Raw genomic sequence first — 14,048 nt, 5'->3', positions numbered from 1 at the left:
CGAGGCGTCGTCGTCGGCGCATGCGGCTTGAGCGCGGAACAGCACGATGCCGCGCTCCAGTTCGGGCAGCAGCCACACGGTTTCCAGGCGCGCCTGCGCCTCCGAGAGTTCTTCTTTGCCGCCCGCGATTCGGCGGTTCACGAAGCAGCGCGCCCGCACGTTCGGCAGCCGGCCGGTGAGCACAGGCCATGAAGGATGCAGATTGCGCAACTCCAATGCCTCGCCGCCTTGCAGAAAGGTGGGGAAGCGCTGATCCGCGGGCGCGCTCATGAAGTATTCCAGGCGCGTGTCTTCCGGCAGATGCGGCCAGGTGTTCTTGAGCCAACGGTCATCGAAGGCGCCCAGCAGGCTCTGCCGCTGCGGCGCGTTTGGCGCCAGCCCCCAGAAGGGTTCGGACAGGAATTTCTGTTCGGCGGTGAGCAGCGCCTGCTTGGACAGGCCGCCCAGCGTCACGCCCACCGGAATACCTTGACCTACGGCGCCGCCCGCCGAGGCGTGGGCCTTGCCGTACACCTTGTATTCCGCTGCAGGCTTGGGCATGCCTTCGTCGAGTGGCGCATCGCCCAGCGCCGGGGCAGCAGCGGCCCATAACTCGGGTTCGGGCAGCAAGTCGGACGGCTCGCCGCGGTCGAAGCGGAAGAAGGCCAGCATGCCGATCGCCAAGGTATCGCGACGGGCGAAATGCATGCTGCGGTACAGAACGCCCAGATTGTCGGGGCGGTAGATTTTCATGTTCGTTTATCCGACCCGGATGAGGACGCCGTTGACGCTTGCTCCCGACGCGTTGACCGTGAGACTCGTGGGCCCGTAGCCAAGTGTGATCCCGCTCATAAGCACCGAGAGCGCTGTTTGCGGTCCGGCAGTCGTTTCCACGCCCAAGGCATCCGCCTTTATCGCGACTCCCCCGGGCACGGAAGCGGATATGTCCGCCGGCCCCACCTCAATCGTGCTCGCGCCATTTTTTACCGTAACCGCAGTGGGTTCCAATTGGACAGTCGACAAGCCTGTGACCTCCATCTTGACGTTTGCCGTGGCGGGCACGGTAAGCGTTGCGCCTGTGGTCGTATCCATGGCGAGCGAACTGGACAACGCCGCCGTCGTCGCTTTCAAGAGCACGTTGCTTGGCTTCATGGTGAATTGGGATTGGCTCGCCGTTGGCACATCCATCGCCAACATTTCTACCTGATCCACCATGACGTTGGCGTATCCGGTGGAAGTCATGCCATTGGCCCAGATTTTCACGCCAGCATCGCTCACCTTGATATTGCCGACATAGCTGTCGTCAACATTGACAGCTTTCAACGTCTTCACGGCGTTTCTGATGAGGAGAGACACCGCAATCGAGCTGATCCCGGCGAGGCCGATTTGACTGATGATCGTGGCGTAGCTGCTCCGGGTCGTGACACCGATCTTGCCGTCGTTCTTTGGCGTGCCATCGTCCCAATTGTTGTCGGCGGCGGTGCCCAGCACGGCCGCCGAGGCAACGCTGGCGGCCAGATTTACCACCGCGCTGGTGGCGGCAGCCTTCTGAACCGCTTCCATCAGCGCTTTTGCCGGCCCAGCGGCAACGGCTCGCTGGCCTCCTGTGATCAGCACGTTCTTGCGGGCGTGGGTCTTGTAGTTCTCCTTGTACTCCCACGAATCCTGGAAGCCTATCGTATAGGCCTCGCCGCCTTTCCAATTCACGTCTCTGGTGTAGCTCCATGCCAGGTTGTCGGCCACCGTGAATTTGCTCGTTACCCCCGCGCTGATGGCGGTGTCTACCGACGCGTTGAGCGTGAAATTCGAGCCTACCGAGAATTTGTTGGTGGCGCCGGCGGTGATGGTGTCGGAGCTACCCACGGTGCTGGACAGGATGCTGCCGCCGCCCTTGGGGTCGATCGAGCCCAGGGCGATGCAGCTGTTGTGAAAAGGCGAATGCAGCCACATCACCTCTTTGCCCTGAGTGTCGCCCATGAAGATCTGGTTGCCGCCCGCCGTGGCAATGCGGTTGTATTGCTGGATGTCCTGGCCGACGATATTCCTGTTTTCCGAGTTCGGCACGGCACCCACGATAATGGGTTGGTCCGGGTCGCCGTCGGTAAAGGAAAGCAGCACTTCGCTGTTCTTTAGCAAAGGAAAATGCATGCCGTGGCCTTTGCCCGCGTAGGGCGTGGCCATGCGCACCCGCGCAGACCCCTTGGCCGGATTCTTGTCGGTCACGTCGAACGGAAGCTGCACCTTGTACTGGCCGTATTCGTCCAGCTCCGCGTACTGGCCGCTGCCTTCGGCATCGACGGTTGCGTTCATGGTGCCTGCCACGCGCGGCTTGGGCGTGACGCGTTCGGCGCGGAACTGCACCGATGCTGGAATCGCGCGGAAGCTGTTGCTGTAGTAGGTCTTGGCATCTGGCGCGTCGTTGATCGACGATTTTCCTCCGCCGATCAGGGCGCCGGCCTGCGAGCCTTCGTGCCGGATCTCTGTGACCAGGTACTTATCGTTGAAGGCCGATCGATAGTGTTTGGCGAGCTTCATGAAAAAGCCGGCGCGCAGCCCCACCGCGGTGGACTCGCCGGAGAAGATCTTGCCGCCGCACAGAATTTCCTCGGCGCGCAGCTTGGCATAGCGGTCGCCTTCTTCCTGGGTGCGGAAGTTCTCGCCGTAGATCGTCACGTCGCCCAGCCCGTTTTCCGAAACGATGGCCTGTGTCTTCAGCTCCAGGGCGGCCTTGCGGTAGTTGTAATCCCGCAGGATCACCTGGCGCGGCAGCGGCGTTTGCCGGCACATGAATGCGCGAACGGTATCCGACTCCACGCCGGCATCCAACTCGGCGACCGGCCGGTAGCTCACATCCTGCGTCGCAGGATCGTGCTCCACTTTGTCGTCGACGATGACGAGCTTGTCCTGGTCGCCGTGCTGGAAGTAGTAGTACATCCCTTCCTTTTCCATCCAGCGCGAGATGAAATCGAGATGGGTTTCCTGATACTGGCAGACGAAGCTGCGCGCGCGATACTGGCCCTTGAGCTTGAGCTCGTAATCGGTGCCGCTGGCCAGTTGCACGCTATGCAGAATGTCTTCGACGATGGCCGGTATCGTCTTCTCGTTCAGATAGACCTCGGAAATTCGGAACTGCGACAGCTTCCACAGGCGCGGCACGAGTATCGCGCGGTAGAACACATAGCCGTCGGCGCGATGCAGCTGCTCGAACCCGGCCAGCACGCCGTGATACGGGATCTCGCGCTTGCCGTCGTGTGAAAAAATGGTGAAGGTGGCCGGCATGCGCAGCATCGTGTCGAAATCGATGTCGGCATCGTCGGTGACCAGCGTCAAGGTGAACTGGAATGGCTTTGAGATCGCCTCGAAGCCTTCCATTTCCACGACGGCGAACTTGTCCTTGTCGAAAGCCTTCGAATGGAATTCGAAGCGCTTGTCGGCGTTCAGCTTGTTCGCGAGAAACGTCATTTTCTACCCCTTGTCCGACGGCTTGCGCTCACGCCGGGAATTCCACTGTGAATTCGCCGCTTTCATGCACGCCCAGCGTCACGGCCGTCGGCTGCACGGCGCCGCTCATGCGCGCCAGGATTTCCTGCGACATCTGCGGCATGACGGTGCCGCGCAGGATGAAGTCGATATTGCGGGCGCCGGTTTCCACTTCGGTGCAGCGCGCGGCGATCTGGTCGACCACGGCTTCGCTGTAGCTGAACTTCATCTTGTTGTTGTGTTCCAGGCGCTGGCCGATCTTGTCGAGCTTGAGCCGCACGATGCCGGCCAGGGCGTCCCGGGCCAGGGTGAAGTAGGGGATCACCGTCATACGCGCCAGCAGGGCCGGCTTGAAGTGGGCCGATAGAATCGGCCGCACCGCCGACAGCAGGGTGTCGTGATCGGGGCGGTCTTCGCCGGCGGTCATTTCGGTGATCACATCGGTGGCCAGGTTGGAGGTCAGAAAGATCACCGTGTTGGAGAAATCGATCTCCTTGCCCTCGCCGTCCGACAGCATGCCCTTGTCGAACACCTGGTAGAACAGGTTCAGCACGTCCAGGTGCGCCTTTTCGACCTCGTCGAGCAGCACTACCGAATAGGGTCGCTGGCGCACCGCTTCCGTCAGCACGCCGCCTTCGCCGTAACCCACATAGCCCGGGGGCGACCCGATCAGGCGGCTGACGTTGTGCTTCTCCTGGAACTCGCTCATGTTGACGATGACGGTGGACTTCTCGTCGCCGAACAGAATGTCGGCCACCGACAGGGCCGTCTCGGTCTTGCCTACGCCCGAAGGGCCGGCCAGCAGAAACACACCCAGCGGCTGCTGCGGATCGCGCAGGCCCGATTGCGCCGTCTTGAGCACTTCGCCGATCATGTGCATGGCGTGATCCTGGCCGCGCACGCGGGCCGACAGCGTCGTGGCCATGTTCATCACCGTTTCGGCGCGATCGCGCAGCATCTTGCCTACCGGCACGCCGGTCCAGTCGGAGATGACCTTGGCGACCACGTCCGGGTCCACGTCCACGCGCACCATGGGGCGATCGCCCTGGGCCTGCTTGAAGGCCGCGCTGGCCGCTTCGATGTCCGCTTCGAGCTTGGCCAGGTCTTCGGCCGACGCGCCGTCGGCCTTGGCCTGGTGGCGCTGGGCGCGCGCCGCCAGCAGCGCATCGGCGGCGGCCTTTTGCGTCTGCCAATGTTCGCGCAGGCCCTGGGCCTCGCTTTCCGCCTCGACCAGCAGGCCGTCGATTTCGCCCAGGCGTTCGTGATCCACCGGCTGCAGATTGTCGCGGTCGCGCTCGAGGCCCGATTTCTCGCGCTGCAGGGCCTGGATGCGCCGCTCGGTGTCTTCCAGCACGTCGGGCTTGGCGCTTTGCAGCACCTTGACCCGCGCGCAGGCGGTGTCCAGCAGATCGACCGCCTTGTCGGGCAACTGGCGCCCGGTGATGTAGCGGCTGGACAGTTCGGCCGCGGCGACGATGGCGTCGTCGCGCACCACCACGTGGTGCACGTCTTCGTATTTTTCCTTCAGACCGCGCAGGATCAGCACGGCGGTGGGCAGGTCGGGCTCGTCGAGCTTGACCAGCTGGAAGCGGCGTGCCAGCGCCGCGTCTTTCTCGAAATATTTCTTGTATTCGGCCCAGGTAGTGGCCGCGATGGTGCGCAGCTCGCCGCGCGCCAGAGCCGGTTTGAGCAGGTTGGCGGCGTCCGAGCCGCCCGCCTGGCCGCCCGCGCCGATCAGGGTATGGGCTTCGTCGATGAACAGGATGATGGGCTTGGACGACGACTTGATCTCGGTGATGACGCCCTTCAGGCGATTCTCGAATTCGCCCTTCACGCTGGCGCCGGCCTGCAGCAGGCCCATGTCCAGGCCCAGGATGGCGACGTCCTTGAGCGAGTCGGGCACGTCGCCGTTGACCACCCGCAGCGCCAGACCCTCCACCACGGCCGTCTTGCCCACACCCGGATCGCCCACGCAGATCGGATTGTTCTTGCGGCGGCGCGCGAGAATGTCGACCATCTGGCGGATTTCGGGATCGCGGCCGAACACGGGATCGACTTTGCCGGCACGCGCTTTTTCGGTGAAGTTTTCGCAGAAGCGCGCAATGGCGCTGCCTTCGCCGCCGCCTGCGGCGCCCGTCGCGCCGCCGCCGCCGTCGGCCGCGCCCGCGCCGGCGGATTCCTCGATCGAGGCTTGAGCGACCTGCCCGAATGTGGCGAGCAGCGTTTCGCGGTTCAGGGCTCGCAGCGGCGCCGCGTAGTCGCCGGTGGCATAGTAGGTGGCCCGCGCCAGCCAGGCCAGCAGGATCGCGCCCGAACGGATGCGGGTCTCGAACAGGTTCACCGACGAGATCAGCCAGGCGTCCTGCAGCAGTTCCAGCAGCAAAGGCGAGAATGCCGGCCGGCCGGCGTTGCCGGTCTTGAATTCTTCCAGCGACTGGTCGACGGCGCGCTTGACCAGGGCCGCATCCACGCCGTGCTGGCGCAAGAGCAGCGGTATGTCGGACTGCACGTCCACGAGCAGCTTGGACAGCAGATGCTCGACCATGATTTCGTAATGGCCGCGCGCCACGCACAGGCCAACGCCGTCTTCCAGGGCCTGCTTGCAGTAAGCATTCAGGCGGCCCACCAGGGGCTTGAGTTCGACCAGTAGCATGTTCTTTCCTGTCTAGAGTAAGCGTTGCAGATAGGAACTACGAACCACAAAATCACAGATTGAAAGCCACCCGGGTCGGCTCGTCGGATTGCTCGGGCGCCAGCCAGGTGTCCAGGCCCAGGCGCGCCCATTGCCTGTCGTTGAGGCGGGCGGCGCGCGCATCGTCGTGGCGCAAATGCAGCTCCACTTCGACGTCGCAGGGATCGATCAGGTAGAAACGCACCAGAAACCGCAGGCGCTGGTTTTCTTTCGCGCCGGGCAGCAGTTGGTGAAACAGCGTTTGGGGCACGTCGGTCAGCCGTATGCGGATGTTGCCGGCATAGTCGTCGATCAGCGAACCCAGATACGCGCCCTCGCCCAGGCAACTGCCCTGGCGGCCCAGGCTCCAGCGCTGATCAGTCGGGATCGGCGCCGTGCGCGCGACACAGCTGTCGATCTGCACCTGGGCCTGCGCATAGGCATCGGCCAGCATCGTCTGCAAGCCCAGCGCCGAACGCGGGCGCTGGCTGAGCAGGCCGGCATAGCGCAGCAGCCCCGCGCTGCCCGGCAGCAGATCCACCCGAAGGTCCTGGTTTTCCAGGCCGACGAAGGCATACAGGTGGTTGAGCGTCGCGGCGTCTTCCTGCTCGATGATCCGCAACTGCAGCCGATACTTGGACCAGACATCGAACAAGAGCGGGTACATCGCATAGTGCACGATGTCGAGGAACTCGCGCGTGACGCGCCCGCCCTCGCGCTCCTCGTCGAGCAGGTCTTCGGTGTAGTAGGTGGGCAGCGGCGAGGCCACGCCGTAAAGGCCGAAGAAGTTGGCCTGGATGCGGTATCCGCCGTCGGCGCGCCGCTCGATGCTGTCGATGTCGTTTTCGGGGAACCCCAGCGCGAGCTTGGGCCGCACCCGCAAGGTCGTGGGGCGTCGGCTGGCGCGGGCGGACAGCTCCAGCAGCCGCACCGCCTGAAAGTAGGCGTAGCGGTCGCTGTTGACGAGCAGGTCGTCCTTTACAGCAAAAGCTGTTGGCCCAGTCTCGGTGGCCATTGGTAGACGGCTCCGGAAAACGCGTCGACCAATTCGACGCGGGTGTAGGAATTGATGCCGGCATAGTCGGCGATCAGCCGCTCCAGCATGCAGCCGAACAGATACAGATCGCCGATACCTGCGTAGTGGTCCTGTCGGCACTTGATGCGCACGAGTTGTCCGCGCAGCAGGCTGCCGCGCCCGATCAGTCGGGTCTCGGGCGTAGCCGTGACCTCCTGGATGCCGCTGATGCGCCGGCGGTTCGCGGCTTCCTGCGTCTGTTCCTGCCGCTCGGAAAACACATACAGACTCAGAAGAGCCCGCAGCGTCTCGGCGCTGGCGACCGAAAGAAAGTTCAGCGACACGTGGGAGAGGAGCTGCCATAACAGCGCCTCGCCGTTGGGCGGTTCCTGCGAAGGCGTGACGGCGCGGATGTTCTGGAAGGCGATGCGGTCGGGCGAGGTGCTGGTGGGCTGGTTGATGTCGCCCAGCTTGAGGCTTTCGGGCAGTGCGCGGTTGGTGCAGGTCAGTCTGATGGACAGCGTCTCGGGGACGGGCGTCTCGCTCAGCGGGTAGTTCACCGAGAGAAACACCTCGCTGCCGCGCCCTACCGTGGCGCTGCGCCGGGTGACGCGGTAGCTCAGTTGCGTGGCTTGCTGCCCGCCGTGCTGGAACAGGCCGAACGGCACGTAGGCCCGTTCCCTGGCCACGCCCTGCTGGTAACCCGTCACGGCATCGATGGAATACACCTGATAATGCTGGCGATGGGCGTCTTCGGGCATGACCCGGTATTCGGCCGAGCGGTGCTCGTGATTGATCGGCACTGCGCCGTGGGAAAACAGATTGATCGCCGGCACGACGTTGAGCATGAAGCTGTCGGCGCGGATTTCAGGCATCCAGTCGGGCGCGGCGTCGAGCGTGATGAACATGCTGAAGCTCGACCCGGCGCCGCGCGTCGTCCAGCGCTGCAGGCCCTCGATGTCGATGAACAGGAATTTCTCCGGTTGTACGAAAAATTCCTGGATGCGGCGAAAGCCGCTGAACGCATTGCTCGGATAGGGCAGCAGCGCGTCGTCGAAGCCGCAGGCCCGCAACCCTTTGGCGCCGAGTTCGAAGCGTTCGGCGCCGTCGGCAGAGATGCGCACGTTGGTCGCGTGCCGGGTGAGCAGCAGCAGCAGCTTGCTGGCTTCGACATAACCGCCGTTCAGAAACAGGCGCAGGCAGTCGGGGTTCCATTGGTCCAGGGTCAGGCCGGTCAGCTCGAAATCGAGCACCAGCACCGGCGCAGTACCGGCAAAAGCCAATACATTGGCGTCGGCCAGGACGAGCGGCTGCACGTCCAGATCCTGAGTGGTTCGGAATCGGCACGGCGTGCCGTCCACCGGTACCGATGCCAGCTCGGTGCCTGCCGCCACACGCGCAATTTCCGCCAGCGGCACGCGCGGCGTGAAGTTCACCAGCGTGGTGGCCGGAATCGGGCGCAGATAATGCGGAAACAGCAGGTTCGTGATTTCCTGCACGAACTCCGGAAACTCGTCGTCGAGCTTTTGCCGCGTCAGCCCGGTCAGGAAAGCCACGCCTTCGAGCAGGCGCTCCACGTCGGGGTCGGTCGAGGCGCCCGACAGCATCGGTGCCAGCGCCGGATTGTTCTGCGAGAACTCCGCGGCCAGCCCCTTGAGCTTGTTCAATTCGCTTTCGTAGTACTCATTGAACATGATGGCGAGCCTGGTTCTACCTAATTCTTCAGACTGATTTTGCCGCTCGCGCCCACAGTGGTCGAAAGCGACAGCGGAATCTCGCGGTCATCGGCGTCGATCGTGCCGTTGAGCATGAATTTCAGGGCCTGCATGTCGGAATGGTCCGGGTCGAGCGTGACCCGCGGCGATTTGATGCGCGGCTCGTACTTGCTCACCATGCGTTCGATCTCTTCCTGGATGTCGCGCGCGGAACCTACGCCCGTGCCGCCCGCCAGGTTGGTGAAATCGGGTACGCCGAACAGCGGGTCGAGCTGGACGCTGCCCCGGCGCGTGTTGAGCAGGCGCGCTAGGTGTGCCATTACCGACTGCATGAGAATATCCACCTGGGTTTGATGGCTGCGCTGTTGGCCGCCATCTTCTCCCCAGTAGGCTATGCGCTCGAGCAGTCGGCGTTCCTTCATGACCGGGCGGTCTTAAGCCCGCGTCAGGACTTCGGCGCCAGCCAGGAGTCCTCGGCTTCGATGCCGTCCGGATCGAAGGTCCAGGTGATCTTCTCGTACGTGAAGGCGATGTCTTCCATGTGCCCCATCTGCTTGTTGGCCGCGTCCAGGCAGTTCGGCGTCCAGGAGCGCAGGCTCGTGATGATGGCGTTCTCGAGCTTGACGGTGTAGTACTTCTCTTCCGTGCCCTTGGGCGAAATGCGGTAGTACTCCAGCGTCACGTTCTTCATCTGTTCGCCCGAGGTCAGCGCCTGGAACAGCTTGGGCGAGGACTTGTCGATTTCTTTGGTGAACGTGGCCGGGCCGTGAACCCGCTTGCCGGTGGGCAGGCCCGTCTGCGGGCTCTTGGGGATCTCGACCGTGTGCTCGACGGCCTGGATCATGATCTTTCCTTCGTGACCCTTGACCTTGACGGAGCCTTCGATTTTTCCTTGGTTCTGACCTTCCAGGGTCAGGTAGCATGGCATAGGCATGATGGTTTCCTTTATTCGTTCGACAGTATTGATTGTTGACTGCGTGATTACTTCTTATCGAGCTTGCCGACCAGCGACAGCGAGAACGACGCGCCCATGTACTTGAAGTGCGGGCGCACTCGCAGATCGACCCGGTACCAACCCGGATCGCCTTCCACGTCGGATACGACGATTTCGGCTTGGCGCAGGGGTCGGCGGCTGCGCACGCCTTCGCCAGGGTTGTCCATATCGGACACATACTGGCGGATCCAGTTGTTCAGTTCGGTTTCCAGGTCGGTGCGTTCCTTCCAGGTGCCGATGTTTTCGCGCTGGATCACCTTGATGTAGTGAGCCAGACGGCTCATGACGAACATATAGGGCAGCTGGGTGCTGAGCTTGTAGTTGAGCTCGGCCTCCTTGCCTTCCTTGGTGTTGCCGAAGAACTTGGGTTTCTGCGCCGAATTGGCCGAGAAGAACGCGGCGTTGTCGCTGTTCTTGCGCATGGTCAGCGCGATGAAGCCCTGTTCGGCCAGTTCGAACTCGCGCCTCTCGGAGATCAGCACTTCGGTGGGGATCTTGTTCTGCAGCTCGCCCATCGATTCGTAGGTATAGATGGGCAGGTCTTCGACCGCGCCGCCGCCCTGCGGGCCGATGACGTTGGCGCACCAGCGGTAGCCGGCGAAGCTATCGGTCAGACGCGAGGCGAAGGTGAACGCGGCGTTGCCCCACAGAAACTGGTTGTTGCCGCCGGTGACGTCTTCCGTGTAGTTGAACTTGCGCGCCGGCACGGTATCGGTGCCATACGGCACGCGCAGTAGGAAGTGAGGCAGCGTCAAGCCGACGTAGCGGGCGTCTTCCGTTTCGCGGAAGGCATTCCACTTGGCGAACTGCGGGCCTTCGAAGATCGAGGCCAGGTCTTTCAGGTTGGGCAACTGGTCGTAGTTGTCGACGCCGAAGAACTGCGGCGCGGTCGCGGCGATGAAGGGCGCGTGCGACATCGCCGCCACGCTGGCCGCATACTGCAGCAGCTTCATGTCCTGGGTGCCCGGATCGAACTCGTAGTTGGCGATGATGGCGCCGAAGGGCTGTCCGCCGAACTGCCCGTATTCGGCCGTGTACAGGTTCTTGTAGAGGCCCGACTTGGTGATGTCGGCGGCATCCTGAAAGTCGTCGAGCAGCTTGCTCTTGCTGGTGCTGAGCATCTGGATCTTGACGTTCTCGCGGAAGTTGGTGCGGTCCACCAGGAACTTCAGCGAGCGCCAGGCCGACTCCAGCTTCTGGAACTCGGCATGATGCAGGATGGCATCGACCTGCTTGCAAAGTTTTTTATCCAGGTCGGCGATCATGCCGTCGACGGTGGCCTGCGTCACCCGCTCGACCGCGTGCTGCGGTTCGAGCAATTGCGAAATGAAGGCCTGAATGCCTTGCTTGGTAATGGAATAGGCTTCGTCGCCCGGCTTGATGCGGGCCGACTCGATCAGCTGATCCAGGAGGGAATCGCTGGCTTGCCCTGCGGCTGCGGCCGAATCGGCCTGTTGCTTCTGTTCGTCGCTCATGTGCTCTGCCCCTGTTCGCCTTTATTTGTCTTCGATGCCCAGTTCGCCGAGCAGGCGCGCGCGCACGCCTTCGTCTTCGACCAGTTCCTGAACTTTCTTGCGGAAGTCGGGAATGTTGCCCAGGGGACCCTTCAGCGCCTTGAGCGCGTCGCGCAAGGCGATCATTTGGCGCAGCTCGGGGACTTTGTCGACGATGGCATCGGGCGTGAAGTCGTTGATGTGATCGAACTTCATGTTCACGGCCAGCACCGCGTCGGGGTCGGCCTTTTCGTCGAGCTTGTTGGGGACGGTGAGATCGAGCGAAAGCTTCTGCGCTTTCAGGACGTCGTTGAAGTTGTCCTTGTCGATGCTGACCGGCTTCATTTCCTCGATCGGCGTGTCGTCCTGGCGCAGGGTGTAGTCCCCTATGACCAGCAGCTTCAGCGGCAGTTCAACCTCCGCTTTGGCGTCGCCGATTGCGGGGCGATAGACGATGTTGACGCGCTCTTTCGGTGCTACGGAACCCTCGGATGCCATGACGAATCTCCTGGGAGAATGTTGCTATATGACTGGAAACGAATGCAGCAAACCCTGAAACAAATTGGGGTTTACCTAAAGTAGCGCAAATAGTGGACAGACCATCAGCTAGCGTTTGTCCCTAGATAATCTCTATCGTCGGATCGCACTTGCGCGCTTCCTGTCCGATTGAGTAACGCGCCTGCGGCTAAAGTTCCAAACCGAAAGAAGAAGCCCGCCTTTCGTTCGCCTTACAAATCGCCTAAAGCGAACGCGGCGCGTCCTGGGCCTGGGGCCGTGCGGCCCGTCGCGGCCGCGCTGCGGTCTTTGTGCGGCGCAGCCGGAAAATGGTGGACAATTCCGTGAATTGTCATATTTCGCGGTCATGATATAGGCCCGGCTTCCTCCCTGATGGGCGGAAAGCGGGGGTGTGCATCGTTGCAAGGGGCTTCAATGGAATTCGGCTTCACTCTCAACCGGACGGCCAACGCGTCGGCGTGGCGCCTCCTGCCCAACGGCTGGGACTTCGTCGCGTTTCCCCTCATCATCTGCCTGATAGCGATGGCCGCGGTGGGCTTTCACCAGACCATGGCCCCCATGTCGACCCTGCACGAGCAGGCCATCTCGCTGGACCCGACCCACCTGCCCGAATACGCGCTGCGCACCACGTTGCGCATGTTGGCCGCCATGGTGGCCTCGCTGCTGTTCACGCTGGTCTACGGCACCCTGGCCGCCAAGAGCAAGCGCGCCGAGAAGGTGCTGGTCCCCATCCTGGACATTCTCCAATCGGTGCCGGTGCTGGGCTACATCTCCTTCACGGTCACTTTTTTCCTGGCCCTGTTCCCCTCGCGCGTACTGGGGGCGGAGTTGGCCGCCATTTTCGCCATCTGGACCAGCCAGGCCTGGAACATGACCTTCAGCTTCTACCAGTCGCTGCGCACGGTGCCGCGTGACCTGGACGAGGTCGCGCGCGGCTTTCACCTGACCGGCTGGCAGCGTTTCTGGAAGCTGGAAGTACCGTTCGCCATGCCGGGCCTGATCTGGAACATGATGATGTCCATGTCCGGCGGCTGGTTCTTCGTGGTGGCCTCCGAATCGATCACGGTGGGCGACCAGAGCATCACGCTGCCCGGCATCGGCGCCTACCTGGCCCAGGCCATTTCCGACAAGAACATGCATGCCGTGGGCTGGGTGATCCTGACCATGGTGATCGTGATCCTGGCCTACGACCAGCTGCTTTTCCGTCCGCTGGTGGCCTGGGCCGACAAGTTCCGCATGGAAAACACCAGCTCCGGCGACGCGCCCGAATCCTGGCTGCTCGACCTGATCCGCCGCACTCGCCTGATCCGCCTGCTGCTGGTGCCCGCGCGCCTGCTGCTCTCCCGGGCGGCGCGCGCGCCGCTGCGCCTGCCGGCCGGGATGGCCCCGTCTGCGCGCAAACCGAAGACCGTCGGCGCATCGCGGGCCGGCGATCTGGCCTGGGGCGCGTTCGTCGTGCTGCTCACGCTCTATGTGGTCTACCGCGTGGTGGCCTACGTCAGCACCGGCGTAGGTTGGGGCGACGTGGGCCACGTGTTCCTGCTGGGTTTCATCACGCTGGTGCGTGTGGCGTTGCTGATCGCCATCTCGTCGCTGATCTGGGTGCCGCTGGGCGTACTGATCGGTCTGCGTCCGGCGCTGGCCGAGAAAATCCAGCCGCTGGCGCAGTTCCTGGCAGCCTTTCCGGCCAATCTGATGTTTCCGGTCTTCGTGATCGTGATCGTGCGCTTTCACTTGAATCCGGACATCTGGCTGTCGCCGCTCATCGTGCTGGGCACGCAGTGGTACATCCTGTTCAACGTGATCGCGGGCGCCAGTTCCTATCCCAACGACTACCGCGAGGTCGCGACCAATTTCCACATCCGCGGCTGGCAATGGTGGCGCAAAGCGGTGCTGCCGGGCATTTTTCCCTATTACGTCACGGGCGCCATCACGGCCTCGGGCGGCGCGTGGAATGCCAGCATCGTGTCCGAATACGTGCAATGGGGCGATACCAAGCTGGCCGCGCACGGCCTGGGCGCCTATATCGCGCAGACCACCGCGGCGGGCGATTTCCCCAAGATCATCCTGGGCATCGCCGTGATGTCCCTGTTCGTGACCCTTTTCAACCGCCTGCTCTGGCGGCCGCTATACGCCTATGCCGAATCCCGGCTGCGGCTCGATTGACCCTGGACAGACCTAGGCC

The 14,048-nt window shown here is 62.9% G+C and carries 10 protein-coding genes; 1 reads left to right on the top strand and 9 read right to left on the bottom strand.

Translation table 11 applies throughout. From position 1 onward, the window contains the following. The 9 genes from ACTHJ1_RS07145 to tssB all read right to left on the bottom strand — a co-directional run. A partial coding sequence (locus tag ACTHJ1_RS07145; RefSeq protein ID WP_440189812.1) for a DUF2169 domain-containing protein occupies positions 1 to 732 on the bottom strand: 732 nt, incomplete at its 3' end. Positions 733 to 738: 6 nt separating this feature from the next. Next, positions 739 to 3,441: a type VI secretion system Vgr family protein gene (locus ACTHJ1_RS07140; RefSeq protein WP_440189809.1), complete on the bottom strand. Its 2,703-nt coding sequence runs from the start codon at positions 3,439 to 3,441 to the stop codon at positions 739 to 741. 28 nt (positions 3,442 to 3,469) lie between these two features. Next, entirely contained in the window at positions 3,470 to 6,112 is a 2,643-nt protein-coding gene (gene tssH, locus ACTHJ1_RS07135) for a type VI secretion system ATPase TssH (RefSeq protein ID WP_440189806.1), read from the bottom strand. 52 nt (positions 6,113 to 6,164) lie between these two features. Further along, positions 6,165 to 7,145 (bottom strand): type VI secretion system baseplate subunit TssG, encoded by a 981-nt coding sequence (gene tssG / locus ACTHJ1_RS07130; protein WP_440189803.1) that lies wholly within the window; start codon positions 7,143 to 7,145, stop codon positions 6,165 to 6,167. Beyond that, on the bottom strand, positions 7,109 to 8,839 hold the full coding sequence (tssF, locus tag ACTHJ1_RS07125) for a type VI secretion system baseplate subunit TssF (protein WP_440189800.1): 1,731 nt from the start codon (positions 8,837 to 8,839) through the stop codon (positions 7,109 to 7,111). Before tssF ends, tssG begins: the two co-directional genes overlap by 37 nt. 20 nt (positions 8,840 to 8,859) lie before the next feature. After that, entirely contained in the window at positions 8,860 to 9,282 is a 423-nt protein-coding gene (gene tssE, locus ACTHJ1_RS07120; RefSeq protein WP_440189797.1) for a type VI secretion system baseplate subunit TssE, read from the bottom strand. Between the two features lie 23 nt (positions 9,283 to 9,305). Further along, the gene (locus ACTHJ1_RS07115; RefSeq protein WP_330917028.1) at positions 9,306 to 9,794 is read right to left on the bottom strand and encodes an Hcp family type VI secretion system effector; all 489 of its coding nucleotides are present in this window, start codon (positions 9,792 to 9,794) and stop codon (positions 9,306 to 9,308) included. Positions 9,795 to 9,841: 47 nt separating this feature from the next. Further along, the gene (tssC, locus tag ACTHJ1_RS07110) at positions 9,842 to 11,329 is read right to left on the bottom strand and encodes a type VI secretion system contractile sheath large subunit (protein ID WP_440189793.1); all 1,488 of its coding nucleotides are present in this window, start codon (positions 11,327 to 11,329) and stop codon (positions 9,842 to 9,844) included. Between the two features lie 21 nt (positions 11,330 to 11,350). Further along, on the bottom strand, positions 11,351 to 11,845 hold the full coding sequence (gene tssB, locus ACTHJ1_RS07105; RefSeq protein WP_440189790.1) for a type VI secretion system contractile sheath small subunit: 495 nt from the start codon (positions 11,843 to 11,845) through the stop codon (positions 11,351 to 11,353). A 432-nt stretch (positions 11,846 to 12,277) separates the two neighbouring features. Between tssB and ACTHJ1_RS07100 the strand changes: the two genes are divergently transcribed. Next, on the top strand, positions 12,278 to 14,029 hold the full coding sequence (locus ACTHJ1_RS07100; RefSeq protein WP_440189787.1) for an ABC transporter permease: 1,752 nt from the start codon (positions 12,278 to 12,280) through the stop codon (positions 14,027 to 14,029). The last annotated feature ends 19 nt before the right edge of the window (positions 14,030 to 14,048 follow it).

This window comes from Bordetella sp., assembly GCF_051960075.1.
GTDB lineage: Bacteria > Pseudomonadota > Gammaproteobacteria > Burkholderiales > Burkholderiaceae_B > Bordetella.
This window is presented reverse-complemented; position numbering and strand designations above follow the sequence as displayed.